The following is a 17,814-nucleotide window of genomic DNA, read 5'->3' as shown; positions in this document are numbered from 1 at the left end:
GGCTGCGATAAAACATTGGCTGGAAAGTATCTGCGGCTGGGGAACAAAAAACTCTCCTGAGGCGCTGTTTGATCGTCAGTTAGTATGGATAGCTTTTGGGCTTATGCTTACCGGCTTGGTGATGGTGACATCAGCCTCTTTTCCTATTAGTACCAGACTGACTGGCCAGCCTTTTCATTTTATGTTCCGTCATGCGATATTTATTGGGTTGGCATTATGTACTTCAGCTATGGTGTTACAAGTCCCAATGAAACGCTGGTTGCAGCTAAGTTCCGTGTTAATGGCAATATCGCTGTTTCTACTCGTGGTTGTACTTGTCGGAGGTAAATCCGTTAATGGTGCGTCGCGCTGGATTCCTCTCGGGTTATTTAACTTACAACCTGCAGAAGTGGCTAAGCTATCCCTGTTTATCTTTATGTCTGGCTATCTGGTACGAAAAAGAGATGAAGTACGAGAGAAGTTTTTTGATGGCTTCTTCAAGCCGCTAATAGTCTTCCTGGCGTTTGCTGTATTGCTATTAGGGCAACCCGATCTCGGTACCGTTGTTGTTATGCTGGTTACCATGTTTGGTATGCTGTTTATTGCAGGCGCTAAACTCTGGCAATTTATTGCGTTGATGATGGCCGGTATTGCAGGTGTTGTGCTTCTTATTATCGTGGAACCTTACCGGATGCGAAGGGTTACTTCTTTTATGGACCCGTGGGAAGACCCTTTTGGCAGTGGTTATCAGCTAACACAATCTCTAATGGCTTTCGGCCGAGGTGAGTGGTTTGGTCAGGGGCTTGGAAACTCGATCCAGAAACTGGAATACCTACCAGAAGCGCACACCGACTTTGTATTTGCAGTGATTGGTGAAGAGCTTGGTTTTATCGGTGTTACCCTGATTCTTATGCTGATCTTTTCTCTGGTTATTAAGGCAGTGCTTATTGGCAAAAAAGCACTTGAAGCTGAAGACAAGTTCGGTGGTTATCTGGCATTTGGTATTGGTATCTGGTTTGCGTTCCAGACGCTTGTAAACGTAGGTGCATCTGCCGGTTTGGTTCCAACCAAAGGTCTGACGCTGCCACTAATCAGTTATGGTGGTTCCAGCTTAATTGTAATGACGACAGCGGTATCAATACTACTTCGAATCGATCATGAGCTACGCCTGAAACAATCGGATGTAGCCATTCATAACCAACAGGAAAGTGAAGCTAACAATGAAGAAGAGTAAACGTCTATTAGTTATGGCTGGTGGTACTGGCGGACATGTCTTTCCTGGATTAGCGGTGGCGAAGCAGCTGCAATCAGAAGGCTGGGAGATCCGTTGGCTGGGTACAGAAGACAGAATGGAAGCAGAACTGGTTCCTAAACATGGCATCGAAATTGACTTTATTAAGGTTAAAGGGCTGCGTGGGCAAGGTATCGCTAAGCTGATAAAAGCACCATTCCAGATCGTTAATGCAATTTTTCAGGCTCGTTCTCATATTAAGAAATGGCAGCCAGATGCTGTTCTGGGCATGGGTGGATATGTAAGCGGCCCTGGTGGTGTGGCTGCAAAAATGGAAGGTATCCCTCTTGTTCTACATGAGCAAAATGCAGTTGCGGGCCTGACAAACCAATGGCTGTCAAAAATTGCCAGTAAAGTGTTTCAGGCATTTCCCGGGGCTTTTCCAAAAGCTGAGGTGGTTGGTAATCCTGTAAGAGAAGATGTAGTTAATCTTCCTACTCCAGAGCAACGCCTTGCGAACAGAGATGGAGATATCCGGGTTCTGGTCATGGGTGGAAGTCAGGGAGCAAGAATTCTGAACAGAACGCTTCCTGATGTGATAGCTAGCTTAGGTGCTGGTTATACCGTTCGTCATCAGGCGGGTAAAAATAACCAGCAAGAAGTTGAAGAACTGTATAAGAATGCCGGTTGTGATAATGCAGAAGTTACCGAGTTTATCGATGATGTTTCTTCTGCTTACGAGTGGGCCGATCTTCTGGTGTGCCGTTCCGGCGCCCTGACGGTATCGGAGGTCTCTGCTGCCGGAGTTGGTGCTATTTTCGTCCCATTTATGCACAAAGACAGACAACAAGCACTAAATGCAGATCATTTGGTTGAGTGTGGTGCCGCTTTAATGGTAGAACAGCCCGAATTGTCGGTTGATAAGCTGGCAGGTATGATTACAGGTTTATCCCGAAACGAATTAACTGCGATGGCAATTAAAGCCAGAGCGGCTGCTAAAACAGATGCTGATAAAACCGTTGCAAAGGCGATTGCTGCCCTAACGAACTAATGAGAAACATTGAATGACTATTGAACATACCCAAGATATTTCCCAAATCCGTGCTGTAGTTCCTGAGATGCGTCGGGTGAAAGTCATCCATTTTGTGGGCATTGGTGGTGCTGGAATGAGTGGTATCGCGGAAGTGCTACTGAATGAAGGGTATGAAATCACAGGTTCTGATATTGCTGAAAACCCGGTAACAGAGAGACTGACCAGCAAAGGTGCAAAAATTTATATAGGGCACCAGTCTTCAAATATTGAAAGAGCCAGTGTTGTGGTTGTTTCTACTGCCATCAAAGCAGACAACCCTGAGCTGGTTGCTGCAAAAGAAAAACGTATACCGGTGGTAAGAAGAGCAGAGATGCTGGCTGAGCTTATGCGCTTCCGACATGGTATCGCCGTTGCGGGTACTCATGGTAAAACAACTACGACAGCGCTGGTAACCCAAATTTATTCTGAGGCAGGGCTAGATCCAACATTTGTTAATGGTGGTCTGGTTAAGAGTGCCGGTACAAATGCCCGCTTAGGCTCGAGCCGTATATTGATTGCTGAGGCAGATGAAAGTGACGCATCTTTCCTTCATCTTCAGCCTATGGTAAGTATTGTTACCAATATCGAAGCTGACCATATGGAAACCTATGGCGGTGATTTTGATACTCTCAAGCAAACCTTTATAGATTTTCTACACAACCTACCTTTCTATGGCCAGGCTATTGTTTGTGTAGATGACCCGGTTGTTCGTGAACTTATCCCGAGTATCAGCCGTCAGGTTATTACTTACGGCTTCTCAGAAGATGCAGATGTGCGTATCGAGAATTACCGTCAGGAAGGCCAGCAAGGTAAATTCACAGTGATTCGTGAAGGTAAAGAGGCGCTGGATATTACCCTTAACATCCCAGGCAGACACAACGCGTTGAACGCTTCTGCTGCAATTGCAGTAGCAACAGAAGATGATATCGATGATGAGTCTATCTTGCGTGCAATGGCAGGAACTCAGGGAACAGGTCGTCGCTTTGAGCATCTGGGTGAGTTTGAGACGGGTAACGGTAGTGTGATGTTGGTGGATGACTACGGGCATCACCCAAGTGAGGTGGACGTTACTATTCAAGCGGCAAGAGCTGGCTGGGAAGATAAGCGTTTAGTTATGATTTTCCAACCGCACCGTTACAGCCGAACTCGTGATCTTTACGATGATTTCGCAAATGTGTTGGAAAATGTGGATGTACTTATTATGCTGGATGTTTATGCAGCAGGTGAGAAGCCAATCAATGGTGCTGATGGTCGTTCACTTTGCAGAACAATTCGTAGCCGTGGAAAGATTGATCCGATTTTTGTCCCGAATATGGATGCATTACCGTCAGTTTTGGCAAATATAATGCAGGATAATGACCTGGTACTTACACAAGGTGCGGGCGATGTCGGTAAAGTCGCGAAACTGTTAGCATCTCTCAAGTTAGATATCAAAAACATGAAGTCTGAATAAATAAAAAGCACACGCATTCTCTAATATTCAGCAATTTTGGGTAGATAGTTTATGTGTGCTTTGTAATAATTCCTGAGGCTTTATTAGATTTATTCCAGTCGCGAAAGGTTAACAAACCCTAAGCTTCGAGTTATATATAGGCGTAATAATAGCGATATTGAATTAATAATGAATAGTGCAGTTGGTATCGATGACTCGAATCAGGCAAAAAACAAAGTAAAACAGCACGCTGTTGGTGGCGCTTTTTTACTACTTGTTGTGCTATCGATTGGTACCCTGCTTTATTCCACAATAAGCTGGATGCTGGATGAACAGCGTTTGCCCCTGTCTAAGTTAATACTGCAGGGGGAGCTTGAATATGTTGCCCCGGAAGATGTGCAAAACGCGCTGGCTTCTGTTGATCACCTTGGTACTTTTATGTCTCAGGATGTAAATACCTTACAGGATGCCATCACAGAATTACCCTGGGTTGCTCAGGCTTCGATTCGGAAACAATGGCCAGACGTTATAAAAGTCTATTTAGTTGAGCATAAGGCCTCTGCTATCTGGAATGGTAACGCGCTACTGAATGAAGGTGGCGATGTTTTTGAAGCGGATGTTGGCCAGCTCAGAGAAGACCGGGTTAAGCTTTATGGCCCTGCAGCCAGTGAGCATAAGGTTCTGGATACCTGGCGGGAAGTAACGCCGTTATTTGCTTCACTTGGTCTTTCAGTCACCTCGGTTGTTCTGAACGATCGCAGAGCATGGCAGATGATCCTGGACAATGGTATCCGGTTGGAACTAGGAAAAGAGTCTTTAGAAGAGAGGCTTAATCGCTTTGCTTCTCTTTATAAAAAGTTAGGAAACAAGGCTGCACAAGTTAGCTATATTGACTTACGGTATGATACGGGAGCCGCAGTAGGGTGGTTTCAGGAAGAAGATTTAGCACAAGAGAGTACAGATGACTAAGACTGCTGACGATAATATCATTGTCGGTCTTGATATAGGCACAGCTAGCGTATCAGCTCTGGTAGGTGAAATACTGCCGGACGGACAGATCAATATACTCGGAGCGGGAAGCAGTCCGTCCAGGGGTATGGACAAAGGCGGCGTTAACGACCTGGAATCGGTGGTTAAGTCGGTTCAGAGAGCTGTCGATCAGGCCGAGATGATGGCCGAATGTAAAATTAGCAACGTTTATATCTCCCTTTCAGGTAAGCATATTGCCAGCAGAATTGAGAAAGGGATGGGGGCAATCTCTGAAGAAGAGGTTTCTCAGGACGATATGGACCGAGTGATTCACACGGCTAAATCGATAAAAATTGGTGAAGAACAACGTATTTTGCACGTGATTCCGCAAGAATTTACCATTGATTATCAGGAAGGGATTAAAAATCCGCTTGGTTTGTCTGGTGTTCGTATGGAAGTGAGTGTTCACCTGATTTCCTGCCACAATGATATGGCAAGGAATATTATCAAAGCTGTTGAACGGTGTGGCCTCAAGGTTGAACAGTTAGTGTTCTCTGGCCTTGCTGCAAGTAATGCTGTCATTACTGAAGACGAAAGAGAACTCGGTGTCTGCGTCGTTGATATCGGTGCCGGTACGATGGATGTTTCCATCTGGACTGGTGGCGCATTGCGTCATACTGAAGTATTCTCCTATGCGGGAAATGCAGTAACCAGTGATATTGCCTTTGCTTTTGGCACTCCGGTTGGTGATGCTGAGGATATTAAGGTACGCTATGGCTGTGCTTTAAGTGAACTGGTCAGTAAAGATGATACAGTTAATGTGCCTAGCGTGGGTGGGAGACCCTCAAGAACATTAAAGCGTCAGGAACTTTCTGGCGTGATTGAAGCTCGTTACGCAGAGTTGATGGGCTTCATTAATCAATCAGTTAATTCAGTTCAGGCAAAGCTGAGAGAAGACAACATCAAACACCATTTGGCGGCTGGTATTGTTTTAACCGGTGGAGCTTCACAAATTGAAGGTATGGTTGAGTGTGCCGAAAGAGTATTCGGCGCAAACAGAGTACGCATAGGTAAACCGCTGGAAGTTAGTGGGCTTACCGATTATGTTAAAGAGCCGTACCATGCTACGGCAGTTGGATTACTTCATTACGCAAAAGATAGTCAATCAATTGACGACAGTGAATATAGTGAACCAAAGAGTTCCTCATTCTCTGGATTATTTAGTAGAATGCGTAATTGGATACAAAAAGAGTTTTAACCTGAGAGCAGGATAAACGGAGATAACACATGTTTGAACCGATGATGGAAATGTCTGACGATGCGGTAATTAAGGTCGTTGGGGTTGGTGGCGGCGGCGGTAACGCCGTAGAACACATGGTTCGTGAGTCAATCGAAGGCGTTGATTTCATTAGCGTAAATACTGATGCACAGGCGCTGCGTAAAGCGAGCGTAAATTCAGTCATCCAGATTGGTGTCGATATCACTAAGGGTCTGGGTGCTGGCGCAAATCCTCAGGTAGGACGTGACTCAGCTCTCGAAGATAAAGAAAAGATTAAAGAAGCTATTTCTGGTGCCGATATGGTATTTATAGCTGCCGGTATGGGTGGCGGTACAGGTACAGGTGCAGCACCGGTAATTGCTGAAGTTGCTAAGGAACTAAATATACTTACTGTTGCCGTAGTAACGAAGCCATTTGGATTTGAAGGTAAAAAGCGTTTGGCATTTGCTGAACAGGGTATCGAAGAGCTTTCAAAGCATGTTGATTCTTTGATCACCATTCCAAATGAGAAACTATTGAAGGTATATGGTCGCAGCGTTACTTTGCTTGAAGCATTTGGCTACGCGAACGATGTACTGAAAAATGCAGTGCAGGGCATTGCAGAGTTGATTACCCGCCCAGGTATGATCAACGTGGACTTCGCGGACGTTAGAACGGTAATGTCCGAAATGGGCCACGCGATGATGGGTAGTGGTGTCGCTAAAGGCGAAGAACGTGCGGAAGAAGCAGCAGAAGCTGCAATTTCTTCTCCACTGCTTGAAGATATTGATTTGGCAGGTGCGCGCGGCGTGCTGGTTAACATTACCGCTGGTCTGGATATGCGTCTGGATGAATTTGAAACAGTAGGTAATACAGTCAAGGCGTTTGCATCTGACAATGCGACAGTCGTTATTGGTACTTCTCTGGACCCTGATATGTCTGATGAGTTCCGTGTAACGGTTGTTGCAACAGGTATTGGTAATGACAAGAAGCCTGAGATAACTCTGGTTGCTGGTTCGGCTGCGAAGCCAAAACCGGCTCCACAGGTTGCTCAGCCAGCTGTACCACAACCAGTAGCTGCAAAAGTTGAAGAGAAAGCGGCACAACCTTTGCATCAAAAACCAGAGGTAAAACCGCAACCAGCAGCTCCGTCAAATGCCACTTCTGCCGTTAACAACGGACAGAATGCAGCGGCTAAGACAGAGAAGGAAAGTGGCTATTTAGATATTCCGGCATTTTTACGTCGCCAGGCTGACTAAAAATCCGACAAATTTGACTCGCGTCTAATTTGTGATACTATCTGCGGCCGGTTTCATTGCTGGCCGTGATTCATAGCACTTAACTTGAGGCAAGGTAGATGATCAGACAACGTACTCTGAAAGAAATCGTAAAAACGACTGGGGTTGGTTTACACTCCGGGCGTAAAGTTACGCTTACCTTGCGTCCAGCAGCGGCGAATACAGGTGTTGTTTACCGACGTACTGATTCTAGAGCCAGCTGTCGATTTTCCGGCAGATCCTGATTCAGTTCGCGATACAATGCTTTGTACAGCACTGGTGAACGACGAAGGCGTTAGAATTTCGACGGTAGAGCACCTAAATGCAGCATTAGCTGGTATGGGTATCGATAACGTAATTATCGAAGTAGATGCTCCTGAAATTCCAATTATGGATGGTAGTGCAAGTCCGTTTGTATACCTTATCCAGTCTGCGGGTATTGAAGTACTTAATACTCCTAAGCGATTCATTCGTATTAAGAAGCCAGTAAGAGTAGAAGACGGCGATAAATGGGCCGAACTTGTACCTTATAATGGTTTCCGCATGGACTTTGAGATTGATTTTAACCACCCTGCAATTGAATCTGATGAGCAGCATATGCTGTTTGATTTCTCTTCAAAAGCATTTGTTAAAAACATTTCTCGTGCGCGTACCTTCGGTTTTATGAAGGATATCGAATACCTTCAGTCACAGAACCTGTGTCTTGGCGGTAGCTTCGATTGTGCAATTGTTCTGGATGAATACCGTATCCTGAACGAAGAAGGTCTTCGTTTTGATAACGAGTTCGTTACGCATAAAGTTCTGGACGCTATTGGTGATCTATATATGGGCGGACACAGCATTGTTGGTGAACTTCGCGCATATAAAACGGGCCACGGTTTGAACAATAAGCTTTTAAGAGCGGTAATGGCAGACCAGGAAGCTTGGGAGTGGGCGACATTCGAAGAAGAAGTCGGTTCTCCGGTAGCTTTTGCAGAGCCAAATATGGTTCTTGCGTAAAATCAGAAAAATTCTTAAAAAACCAGACTTAACGTCTGGTTTTTTTATGTTTGCTATTCAGCTAGTGCACTCTGAATTATTCAATGATGCTACGGATCATTATTTCCCATTTGCCGCATAAAGGATCAAAATTGCCGGATCAGATTGATCCGGCAAGCACATATCTAACCACTTGCACAAATTATGTGCAGCTTTCAGCTCTGCGACTGTTCGTAAATTAGCCGGATCATTAAAAATATTTAAGGCTGCTCAAACTAATTAGAATCTTGATGGTAGGGGATGGAATAATCCCTTAATATATGTCGCATTATTTTTACCAAAGCTTGAAAACTCTACGCTTCACCACAATATCAGAATCATAGAATTATTCTCAGTATTCTTAGTGATAGAGACTGAAAGCAACTTTTAGGCTGTGAAGGCCAGATAACAAGAGATTCACAACAAATGATAACTAAGCTACTGACAAAGGTAATTGGCAGTCGCAATGACCGAACTCTGCGACGATTAAGAAAATAGTAAAACAGATCAACAACTACGAGCCAGATTTTGAAGCGCTTTCAGATGAAGAACTAAAAGCCAAAACGGCTGAGTTCCGTGAGCGTCTTGAGAAAGGTGAAACTCTTGATCAAATGCTACCAGAAGCTTTTGCTACAGTAAGAGAAGCCTCTAAGCGTGTATTTGGCATGCGTCACTTCGACGTTCAGCTTATTGGTGGTATGGTTCTTAACACTGGCCAGATCGCAGAGATGCGTACGGGTGAAGGTAAAACCCTTACAGCGACACTTCCTGCTTACCTGAATGCACTTCCAAGCAAAGGCGTTCACATCGTAACAGTGAACGACTATCTGGCTAAGCGAGATGCAGAAACAAACCGTCCACTATTCGAATTCCTAGGTATGACCGTAGGCGTAAACGTGCCGAATATGGCACCGCCTGAGAAACAAGCAGCGTACCGCTGTGACGTACTATACGGTACAAACAACGAATTTGGCTTTGACTACCTTCGTGACAACATGGCTTTCCGCAATGAAGACCGTGTACAGCGTGAACGTTTCTTTGCTGTAGTCGATGAAGTTGACTCGATCCTTATCGATGAAGCTCGTACTCCTCTTATCATTTCTGGCCCGGCTGAAGACAGTTCTGATCTTTACACTCGAATCAATACACTGATCCCTAGCCTTGAAAAGCAGGATCAAGAAGACTCTGAAGAGTATCGTGGTGATGGTCACTATACCGTAGACGAAAAGTCTAAACAGGTTCACCTGACTGAAAATGGTCAGGAGTTTGTAGAAGAGCTGCTTACTAAAAATGGTTTGATGGAAGAGGGAGATACGCTTTACTCTCCTGCTAATATTAGCTTGCTGCACCACGTAAACGCTGCACTTCGAGCTCATGTACTATTTGAAAAAGACGTAGATTACATCGTTAAAGATGACGAAGTTATCATCGTTGATGAACACACTGGCCGTACAATGCCAGGTCGTCGTTGGTCTGAAGGTCTTCATCAGGCAGTAGAAGCTAAAGAAGGCGTTAAGATCCAGAACGAAAACCAGACTCTGGCATCCATTACCTTCCAGAACTACTTCCGTCTGTATGAAAAGCTGTCTGGTATGACAGGTACAGCAGATACTGAAGCATTCGAGTTCCAGTCAATCTATGGCTTGGAAACGGTTGTTATCCCAACAAATAAACCAATGATCCGTGATGATATGGCGGATGTGGTTTACCGTACTGAAGCTGAGAAATTTAATGCGATCATTGAAGATATCAAAGATCGAGTAGCCAAAGGTCAGCCGATTCTTGTTGGTACGGTTTCTATCGAAAAATCAGAACTTCTGTCTAATGCGCTTAAGAAAGCTAAGATCAAGCACAATGTACTGAACGCGAAATTCCACGAGCAGGAAGCTGATATCGTAGCAAATGCTGGTGCGTCTTCAGCGGTAACTATTGCGACCAACATGGCTGGTCGTGGTACCGATATCGTTCTGGGTGGTAGCTGGCAGGCTGAACTCGCTAAAATTGAGAATCCAACAGACGATCAAGTAGCTAAGATCAAAGCTGATTGGAAGGTTCGCCACGATGCAGTACTTGAGTCTGGTGGTCTTCATATTATTGGTACTGAGCGTCATGAATCTCGTCGTATTGATAACCAGCTGCGTGGTCGTTCTGGTCGTCAGGGTGATGCTGGCTCATCTCGTTTCTACCTATCGATGGAAGACTCCCTACTGCGTATCTTCACTTCAGATCGTATGGCTGGTCTTATTCAGAGTGGTATGGATGAAGGTGAAGCAATTGAAAGCCGCATGCTTTCTCGTTCTATCGAAAAAGCACAGCGTAAAGTTGAAGGCCGTAACTTCGATATCCGTAAACAGCTTCTAGAGTTCGATGATGTTGCGAATGACCAGCGTAAGGTAGTATACGAGCTACGTGATGAGCTGATGAGTGTTGATGACATCAGTGAAATGATCACACACAACCGTGAAGATGTGTTTGCATCGGTTGTTGATGAATATATCCCACCACAATCTCTGGAAGAAATGTGGGATGTTGCTGGTCTGGAAGAGCGTTTGAAGAACGACTTCGATTTGGATGCACCTGTTCAGGCGTGGCTGGATGAAGACGATAAGCTATACGAAGAAGCGCTTCGCGAGAAGATTCTTGAAACCGCAGTTGAAGTATACAAAGGCAAAGAAGAGACTGTGGGTGAGCAGGTTCTGCGCAACTTTGAGAAGTCGGTTATGCTGCAAACTCTGGACAACCTATGGAAAGAGCACCTTGCTGCCATGGATCACCTTCGTCAGGGTATTCATCTACGTGGTTATGCTCAGAAGAACCCTAAGCAGGAATATAAGCGTGAATCATTCGAGCTGTTTGAGAACCTGCTTGAGACACTGAAATTCGAAGTTGTTCAGATCCTGAGTAAGGTTCGCGTACAGCAACAAGAAGAAGTTGAGCGTATGGAAGCTCAGCGTCGTGCGCAGGCTGAAGAAGCTGCTCGTCGCCAGCAGTTCCAGCACCAGGCAGCTGAAAACCAACTAGACGATGGTGGGCAGGAGCAAGGTGAGAACGCAGCGCAGCGCCCGGTTGTTCGCGAGGGCGCTAAAGTTGGTCGTAACGATCCTTGTCCTTGCGGCTCTGGTAAGAAGTTCAAACAGTGTCACGGTAAACTTAGCTAATACCAACTGCTAGAAACTTAGTTCTAAGCCTATTGACTTGCTAAAAGTTAGTAGGCTTTTTTATGGAAAAGAGAGAATGAAAAGAGTTCATATTGCAGCGGCTATCATTTTGAATTCCGTCCAGGATAAAGTCTTTATTACTAAGAGACCGGATAAAGCACATAAAGGTGGTCTGTGGGAGTTTCCTGGCGGTAAAGTAGAGCAAGGCGAAACCGCAGAGCAAGCGACAGTTCGCGAGTTGTTTGAAGAGATTGGCATAGAAGTTACGAAACTACACCATTTTGAAGCTTTGACTCACGATTACTCGGACAAGTCGCTGATGTTTGATTTCTTTGTTGTTACAGACTTCCTAAACGAACCTTATGGAAAAGAAGGGCAAAAGGGTGAGTGGGTAGAGATATCCAGGTTAGCAAATTTTGAGTTTCCCGAAGCTAATGTGCCGATATTGAACAGAGTTATAGAAGAATATAAATAAAAGATAGGTGAGATGTTTACGCGTCTCACCTTTTTTATTACTTTAGAGGGATGGAATTGAAATCCCCTAAAAGAATGGAGAATAACGCAATGGTAAGAATTGCGATCGCAGGAGCTGCTGGCCGCATGGGCCGTAATCTGGTCAAAGCTACCCACCATAACCCTAACTCCTCAGTTGGCGCTGGTTCTGAACGTCCGGAGTCTTCACTTGTTGGAGTCGACATCGGTGAGCTATGTGGTGAAGGAAGTTTCAATATCTCGTTAGTAGATAACCTTGAAAAAAGTATCGAAGAATTTGACGTTATCATCGACTTTACTGCACCGGTAAGCACACTAGCGAATATTGAGTTGTGTAAGAAGTATCAGAAAAAGATCGTTATCGGTACAACGGGCTTCTCTGAAGATGAAAAGCAGCAAATTGATGAAGCTGCAAAAGTTATTCCTCTCGTGCTTGCTCCAAACTACAGCGTAGGTGTAAACCTAGTATTTAAGCTGCTAGAAAAAGCAGCAAAAGTGATGGGTGATTATACCGATATTGAGATCGTAGAAGCGCATCACCGTCACAAGGTTGATGCACCTTCCGGTACGGCAATTGGTATGGGTGAAGCTATTGCATCTGCTATGGGGAATGAGCTTAGTGATGTTGCGGTATATGCTCGTGAGGGTATTACCGGAGAGCGTACTAAAGACGAGATCGGTTTTGCAACAATACGAGCAGGTGACATTGTAGGTGAACACACGGCTATGTTTGCGGATATTGGTGAGCGCGTTGAGATCACCCATAAAGCGACTGACCGTATGACATTTGCTAATGGTGCGGTAAGAGCGGCAATCTGGCTAAACGAAAAAGAGGCAGGCTTCTATACAATGACTGAAGTTCTCGGCCTTGATGAACTATAAAATCAGCACTCAAAAATAAATTCCCTCAATTACATATTTATGCGTCAAGAATACTTGACGCATTTGCTCTTTCTCACCTATATCCTATAACTTTACTAGCCGCTTTAATCGATAAATCATAGCTTTAATTTATGATTTTAATTGCCTTTAATGATTTTTGTGGTTTAAGTGCTCTAAAGTAACGGTTTATTTGTTTGGTTATCGTTTGCTTTTGGTGGTAAATTTTTTCTCTCAATTAATTGCTGTGAAAATGTAGATATTGGAGCCATTTGTATAAAAAATGGATGCTTCTAACGATCTTTTATATGGTTTTTGGCACTTTAAAGCTGAAAAATAAGTGTAATAGTTAAAATGAAGTATTTTATAACTATTGTTTGTTGACACTAGTCACACTTCTACGTAGAATGCCGCCGTTTATCTAAATTCCAATAGACTGTTTTTTTATGTCTAAAAGGAAGGTAGAATTGCAAATTAATACACAATTTATGCATTTTTATTCTGGAGGTTGTCTTGAGTAAGTCAGCACTGCTAGTCCTGGAAGACGGGACAGTATTCCACGGAGTATCCATTGGCGCGGATGGAACTGCCGTTGGTGAAGTCGTTTTTAATACCTCGATGACGGGGTACCAAGAAATCCTCACTGATCCTTCCTATTCTCAACAAATTGTTACTCTCACCTATCCTCATATTGGCAATACCGGCACTAACTCTGAAGACGAAGAATCTTCTTCTATTCATGCTCAGGGGCTTGTGATTCGCGACCTTCCGCTAATCGCTTCAAACTTTCGAAATGAACAAACACTTTCTGATTACCTGAAATCACAGAATATTGTTGGTATCGCTGATATCGATACGCGTAAGCTAACGCGCATTCTTCGTGAAAAGGGTGCTCAGAACGGTTGTATCGTAGCTGGTAACAATATTGATGAAGCTTTAGCTCTTGCAAAAGCAAAAGAGTTCCCAGGCCTTAAAGGCATGGATTTGGCGAAAGAAGTAACAACTCAAGAAGCTTACCCTTGGAAACAAGGTTCGTGGACTCTGGAGAACGGACTACCTGAAGCTAAAGATGATAGCGAGCTACCATTCCATGTTGTGGCTTACGACTTCGGTGCTAAGCGCAATATCCTGCGTATGTTAGTAGACCGTGGTTGTCGTTTGACAGTTGTTCCTGCACAAACAAGTGCGGAAGAAGTTCTGGCAATGAATCCTGATGGCGTATTCTTGTCAAATGGCCCTGGTGACCCAGAACCATGTACATATGCTATCGAAGCGACCAAAACATTCCTTGATAAAGGCTTGCCAATCTTTGGTATCTGTCTTGGTCACCAGATTCTTGCTCTTGCGTCTGGCGCACAAACAGTAAAAATGAAATTTGGTCACCACGGTGCTAACCACCCGGTTAAAGACCTTGACCGTGATGTGGTAATGATTACCTCGCAAAACCACGGATTTGCTGCAGATGAAGACACACTGCCAGAAAATCTGAGAGCGACACATAAATCGCTATTTGATGGTTCTCTGCAAGGTATCCATCGTACTGATAAGCCTGCATTCAGCTTCCAGGGACACCCTGAAGCGAGCCCTGGTCCACATGATGCAGCGCCACTATTCGACCACTTTATTGAACTAATTCAACAGCACAAAGCTTAATTGGAGCCGTAGAGAATGCCAAAACGTAATGACATTAAAAGTATTCTAATCCTTGGTGCTGGCCCGATTGTTATCGGTCAGGCGTGTGAGTTTGACTACTCTGGTGCACAGGCGTGTAAAGCGCTTCGTGAAGAGGGTTACCGAGTAATCCTGGTTAACTCAAACCCTGCAACTATTATGACAGACCCGGAAATGGCAGATGCAACTTACATCGAGCCTATTCAGTGGGAAGTTGTACGTAAGATTATTGAAAAAGAGCGTCCAGACGCGGTTCTTCCTACTATGGGTGGTCAGACGGCTCTTAACTGTGCACTTGAGCTTGAAAAGCAAGGTGTGCTGGAAGAGTTTGGCGTAGAGATGATTGGTGCAACGGCTGACGCTATCGATAAAGCTGAAGACCGTTCTCGATTTGATGCGGCAATGAAGTCAATTGGCCTCGAGTGTCCGCGCGCGGATACAGCTAAAAGCATGGAAGAAGCTTACAAGGTTCTGGATATGGTTGGCTTCCCATGTATTATCCGTCCTTCCTTTACAATGGGTGGTACCGGTGGTGGTATCGCGTATAACAAGGAAGAGTTCGAAGAGATCTGTAGCCGTGGTCTGGATCTTTCTCCGACGAACGAGCTTCTAATCGATGAATCTCTGATTGGCTGGAAAGAGTACGAGATGGAAGTGGTTCGTGATAAAAACGACAACTGTATCATCGTATGTGCTATCGAAAACTTCGACCCAATGGGTATCCACACTGGTGACTCAATTACAGTAGCACCGGCGCAAACACTGACAGATAAAGAATATCAGCTGATGCGTAACGCATCGCTAGCAGTGCTGCGTGAAATTGGTGTAGAAACTGGTGGTTCTAACGTACAGTTTGGTATCAACCCGAAAGATGGCCGTATGGTTATCATCGAAATGAACCCACGTGTATCTCGTTCTTCTGCGCTTGCTTCTAAAGCAACAGGTTTCCCGATTGCAAAAGTAGCAGCAAAACTGGCTGTAGGCTTTACTCTTGACGAGCTAATGAACGACATCACTGGTGGCGCAACTCCAGCATCGTTTGAGCCAACAATCGACTACGTAGTAACTAAGATTCCTCGCTTTAACTTTGAGAAGTTCGCGGGTGCGAACGACCGTCTGACAACTCAGATGAAGTCGGTTGGTGAAGTTATGGCTATCGGTCGTAACCAGCAAGAATCACTACAGAAAGCACTTCGTGGTTTAGAAGTTGGTGTAAACGGCTTCGATCCTATGGTTGATCTGGATGCTCCTGATGCACTGACTAAGATCCGTTACGAGTTGAAAGAAGCAGGCGCAGAACGTATCTGGTACATCGCTGATGCTTTCCGTGCGGGCATGTCAATTGATGGTGTTTTCAATCTGACTCAGATTGACCGCTGGTTCCTGGTTCAGATTGAAGAGCTGGTTAAGCTTGAAGAAGAAGTAAAAGCGGGAGGCTACGCTGGTCTGAATGAAGCTGCACTTCGCAAGCTTAAGCGTAAAGGTTTCTCAGATGCTCGTCTGTCTGACCTGCTTGGTGTAGCTGAAAGCGAAATTCGCCGTGCACGTGATCAGTTCGATATTCACCCTGTTTACAAACGTGTAGATACCTGTGCTGCGGAGTTCTCTTCAGATACTGCTTACATGTACTCTTCTTATGATGAAGAGTGTGAAGCAAACCCAACTGATAAAGACAAGATCATGGTTCTTGGCGGTGGTCCGAACCGTATCGGTCAGGGTATCGAGTTTGACTACTGCTGTGTACACGCATCTCTTGCACTGCGTGAAGATGGTTACGAAACCATTATGGTTAACTGTAACCCTGAGACTGTCTCAACTGACTACGACACATCAGATCGTCTGTACTTCGAACCAGTAACTCTGGAAGACGTGCTTTCTATCGTTCGAGTTGAAAAGCCAAAAGGCGTTATCGTTCAGTACGGTGGTCAGACTCCACTTAAGCTGGCTCGCGCACTTGAAGCTGCTGGTGTACCAATCATCGGTACAAGCCCTGATGCAATCGACCGTGCGGAAGACCGTGAACGTTTCCAGGCTGCAGTTGAACGTCTGGGCCTTAAGCAGCCAGAAAACGCAACAGTTACCGCTATCGAGCAGGCAGTAGAGAAATCTAAAGAAATCGGCTTCCCACTGGTTGTTCGTCCATCTTATGTACTTGGTGGTCGTGCGATGGAAATTGTATACGATGAAGCTGACCTGCGCCGTTACTTTAACGAAGCAGTAAGCGTGTCGAATGAATCTCCGGTTCTTCTTGACCGCTTCCTTGATGATGCGACTGAAGTTGATATCGACGCAATCTGTGATGGTGAGCGCGTTGTTATCGGCGGTATTATGGAGCACATCGAACAAGCTGGTGTTCACTCTGGTGACTCTGCATGTTCACTTCCTGCTTATACACTAAGCCAGGAAATTCAGGATGTAATGCGTACTCAGGTTGAGAAGCTTGCTTTTGAACTGGGTGTGCGCGGTCTGATGAACACTCAGTTCGCGGTTAAAGACAACGAGGTATATCTGATTGAGGTTAACCCTCGAGCTGCGCGTACAGTACCATTTGTATCAAAAGCAACGGGAGCGCCGCTTGCTAAGATTGCTGCTCGTGTAATGGCAGGTCAGACTCTTGAGTCTCAGGGCTTTACCAAAGAGATTGTTCCTCCTTACTACTCTGTTAAAGAGGTAGTTCTGCCATTCAACAAATTCCCAGGCGTTGACCCTTTACTTGGTCCTGAAATGCGCTCAACGGGTGAAGTTATGGGTGTAGGTGCTACATTTGCAGAAGCTTACGCGAAAGCTGAACTTGGCTGTGGCCATGTTTATCCAGAAGGTGGTCGTGCACTTCTTTCTGTGCGTAACGATGACAAACAGCGTGTTGTTGACCTCGCTTCTAAGCTAACTAAGCTTGGATATCAGCTGGATGCTACTCACGGTACTGCGGTTATTCTTGGTGAAGCGGGTATCAACCCTCGTTTGGTTAACAAGGTACATGAAGGACGCCCTCATATTCTTGACCGAATCAAGAACAATGAGTACACCTACATCATCAACACCACTGCGGGTCGTCAGGCAATCGAAGACTCTAAGGTTCTTCGTCGTGGTGCTCTTGCTGAGAAAGTGAACTACACAACCACACTTAATGCGGCATTTGCTGCGTGTATGTCTCAGACTGAGGACGCACGTAACTCTGTTACTTCAGTTCAGGAACTACATGCAAAAGTACAGGAAAGCCTGTCTTAATCATTAATTGATTAAGTGCTTAATGTTAAAGGCGACCTTCGGGTCGCCTTTTTTGAACTTACTCGAAATAAACTGCCCTAAATAACAATTTAATGCGCACTTTGCAGAAGGCAATAATATCCTCTTCACCTCGTTTGCAGTTGTAACTATG

10 protein-coding genes and 2 pseudogenes are annotated in these 17,814 nt (G+C 44.9%); all 12 read left to right on the top strand.

Annotation, left to right across the window (positions count from 1 at the left end):
• Nucleotides 1-7: 7 nt before the first annotated feature.
• The 12 genes and pseudogenes from ftsW to carB all read left to right on the top strand — a co-directional run bounded on the left by ftsW (nt 8) and on the right by carB (nt 17,663).
• Entirely contained in the window at nt 8-1,213 is a 1,206-nt protein-coding gene (ftsW, locus tag P7F88_RS24615) for a cell division protein FtsW (protein ID WP_277829274.1), read from the top strand.
• The gene (gene murG, locus P7F88_RS24610) at nt 1,200-2,261 is read left to right on the top strand and encodes an undecaprenyldiphospho-muramoylpentapeptide beta-N-acetylglucosaminyltransferase (RefSeq protein ID WP_277829140.1); all 1,062 of its coding nucleotides are present in this window, start codon (nt 1,200-1,202) and stop codon (nt 2,259-2,261) included. The genes ftsW and murG overlap by 14 nt, the downstream gene beginning before the upstream one ends.
• A gap of 13 nt (nt 2,262-2,274) precedes the next feature.
• On the top strand, nt 2,275-3,735 hold the full coding sequence (murC, locus tag P7F88_RS24605) for a UDP-N-acetylmuramate--L-alanine ligase (RefSeq protein ID WP_277829139.1): 1,461 nt from the start codon (nt 2,275-2,277) through the stop codon (nt 3,733-3,735).
• A gap of 168 nt (nt 3,736-3,903) precedes the next feature.
• Nucleotides 3,904-4,683 (top strand): cell division protein FtsQ/DivIB, encoded by a 780-nt coding sequence (locus P7F88_RS24600; protein ID WP_277829138.1) that lies wholly within the window; start codon nt 3,904-3,906, stop codon nt 4,681-4,683.
• Nucleotides 4,676-5,941: a cell division protein FtsA gene (ftsA, locus tag P7F88_RS24595; RefSeq protein WP_277829137.1), complete on the top strand. Its 1,266-nt coding sequence runs from the start codon at nt 4,676-4,678 to the stop codon at nt 5,939-5,941. Before P7F88_RS24600 ends, ftsA begins: the two co-directional genes overlap by 8 nt.
• Nucleotides 5,942-5,970: 29 nt before the next feature.
• On the top strand, nt 5,971-7,200 hold the full coding sequence (gene ftsZ, locus P7F88_RS24590; RefSeq protein ID WP_277829136.1) for a cell division protein FtsZ: 1,230 nt from the start codon (nt 5,971-5,973) through the stop codon (nt 7,198-7,200).
• Nucleotides 7,201-7,298: 98 nt separating this feature from the next.
• A pseudogene (gene lpxC / locus P7F88_RS24585) lies at nt 7,299-8,217 on the top strand (UDP-3-O-acyl-N-acetylglucosamine deacetylase).
• 444 nt (nt 8,218-8,661) lie between these two features.
• Nucleotides 8,662-11,393: pseudogene (gene secA / locus P7F88_RS24580) on the top strand (preprotein translocase subunit SecA).
• Nucleotides 11,394-11,469: 76 nt separating this feature from the next.
• Nucleotides 11,470-11,868: an 8-oxo-dGTP diphosphatase MutT gene (gene mutT / locus P7F88_RS24575; protein WP_277829135.1), complete on the top strand. Its 399-nt coding sequence runs from the start codon at nt 11,470-11,472 to the stop codon at nt 11,866-11,868.
• 89 nt (nt 11,869-11,957) lie between these two features.
• The gene (dapB, locus tag P7F88_RS24570) at nt 11,958-12,767 is read left to right on the top strand and encodes a 4-hydroxy-tetrahydrodipicolinate reductase (protein WP_277829134.1); all 810 of its coding nucleotides are present in this window, start codon (nt 11,958-11,960) and stop codon (nt 12,765-12,767) included.
• Between the two features lie 510 nt (nt 12,768-13,277).
• Complete coding sequence (gene carA, locus P7F88_RS24565) at nt 13,278-14,417, top strand: glutamine-hydrolyzing carbamoyl-phosphate synthase small subunit (protein ID WP_277829133.1); 1,140 nt, start codon at nt 13,278-13,280, stop codon at nt 14,415-14,417.
• Between the two features lie 15 nt (nt 14,418-14,432).
• The gene (gene carB / locus P7F88_RS24560; RefSeq protein ID WP_277829132.1) at nt 14,433-17,663 is read left to right on the top strand and encodes a carbamoyl-phosphate synthase large subunit; all 3,231 of its coding nucleotides are present in this window, start codon (nt 14,433-14,435) and stop codon (nt 17,661-17,663) included.
• The last annotated feature ends 151 nt before the right edge of the window (nt 17,664-17,814 follow it).

The organism is Vibrio hannami, assembly GCF_029589055.1.
Classification (GTDB): domain Bacteria; phylum Pseudomonadota; class Gammaproteobacteria; order Enterobacterales; family Vibrionaceae; genus Vibrio; species Vibrio hannami.
Note: the sequence above shows the minus strand (reverse complement) of the source record. Positions and strands in the feature narration are given on the sequence as shown.

Bases quoted from the DNA above. Each gene is read 5' to 3' on its own strand.
- murG (WP_277829140.1), top strand. From the start codon at position 1,200: ATGAAGAAGAGTAAACGTCTATTAGTTATGGCTGGTGGTACTGGCGGA.
- murC (WP_277829139.1), top strand. From the start codon at position 2,275: ATGACTATTGAACATACCCAAGATATTTCCCAAATCCGTGCTGTAGTT.
- P7F88_RS24600 (WP_277829138.1), top strand. From the start codon at position 3,904: ATGAATAGTGCAGTTGGTATCGATGACTCGAATCAGGCAAAAAACAAA.
- ftsA (WP_277829137.1), top strand. From the start codon at position 4,676: ATGACTAAGACTGCTGACGATAATATCATTGTCGGTCTTGATATAGGC.
- ftsZ (WP_277829136.1), top strand. From the start codon at position 5,971: ATGTTTGAACCGATGATGGAAATGTCTGACGATGCGGTAATTAAGGTC.
- mutT (WP_277829135.1), top strand. From the start codon at position 11,470: ATGAAAAGAGTTCATATTGCAGCGGCTATCATTTTGAATTCCGTCCAG.
- dapB (WP_277829134.1), top strand. From the start codon at position 11,958: ATGGTAAGAATTGCGATCGCAGGAGCTGCTGGCCGCATGGGCCGTAAT.
- carB (WP_277829132.1), top strand. From the start codon at position 14,433: ATGCCAAAACGTAATGACATTAAAAGTATTCTAATCCTTGGTGCTGGC.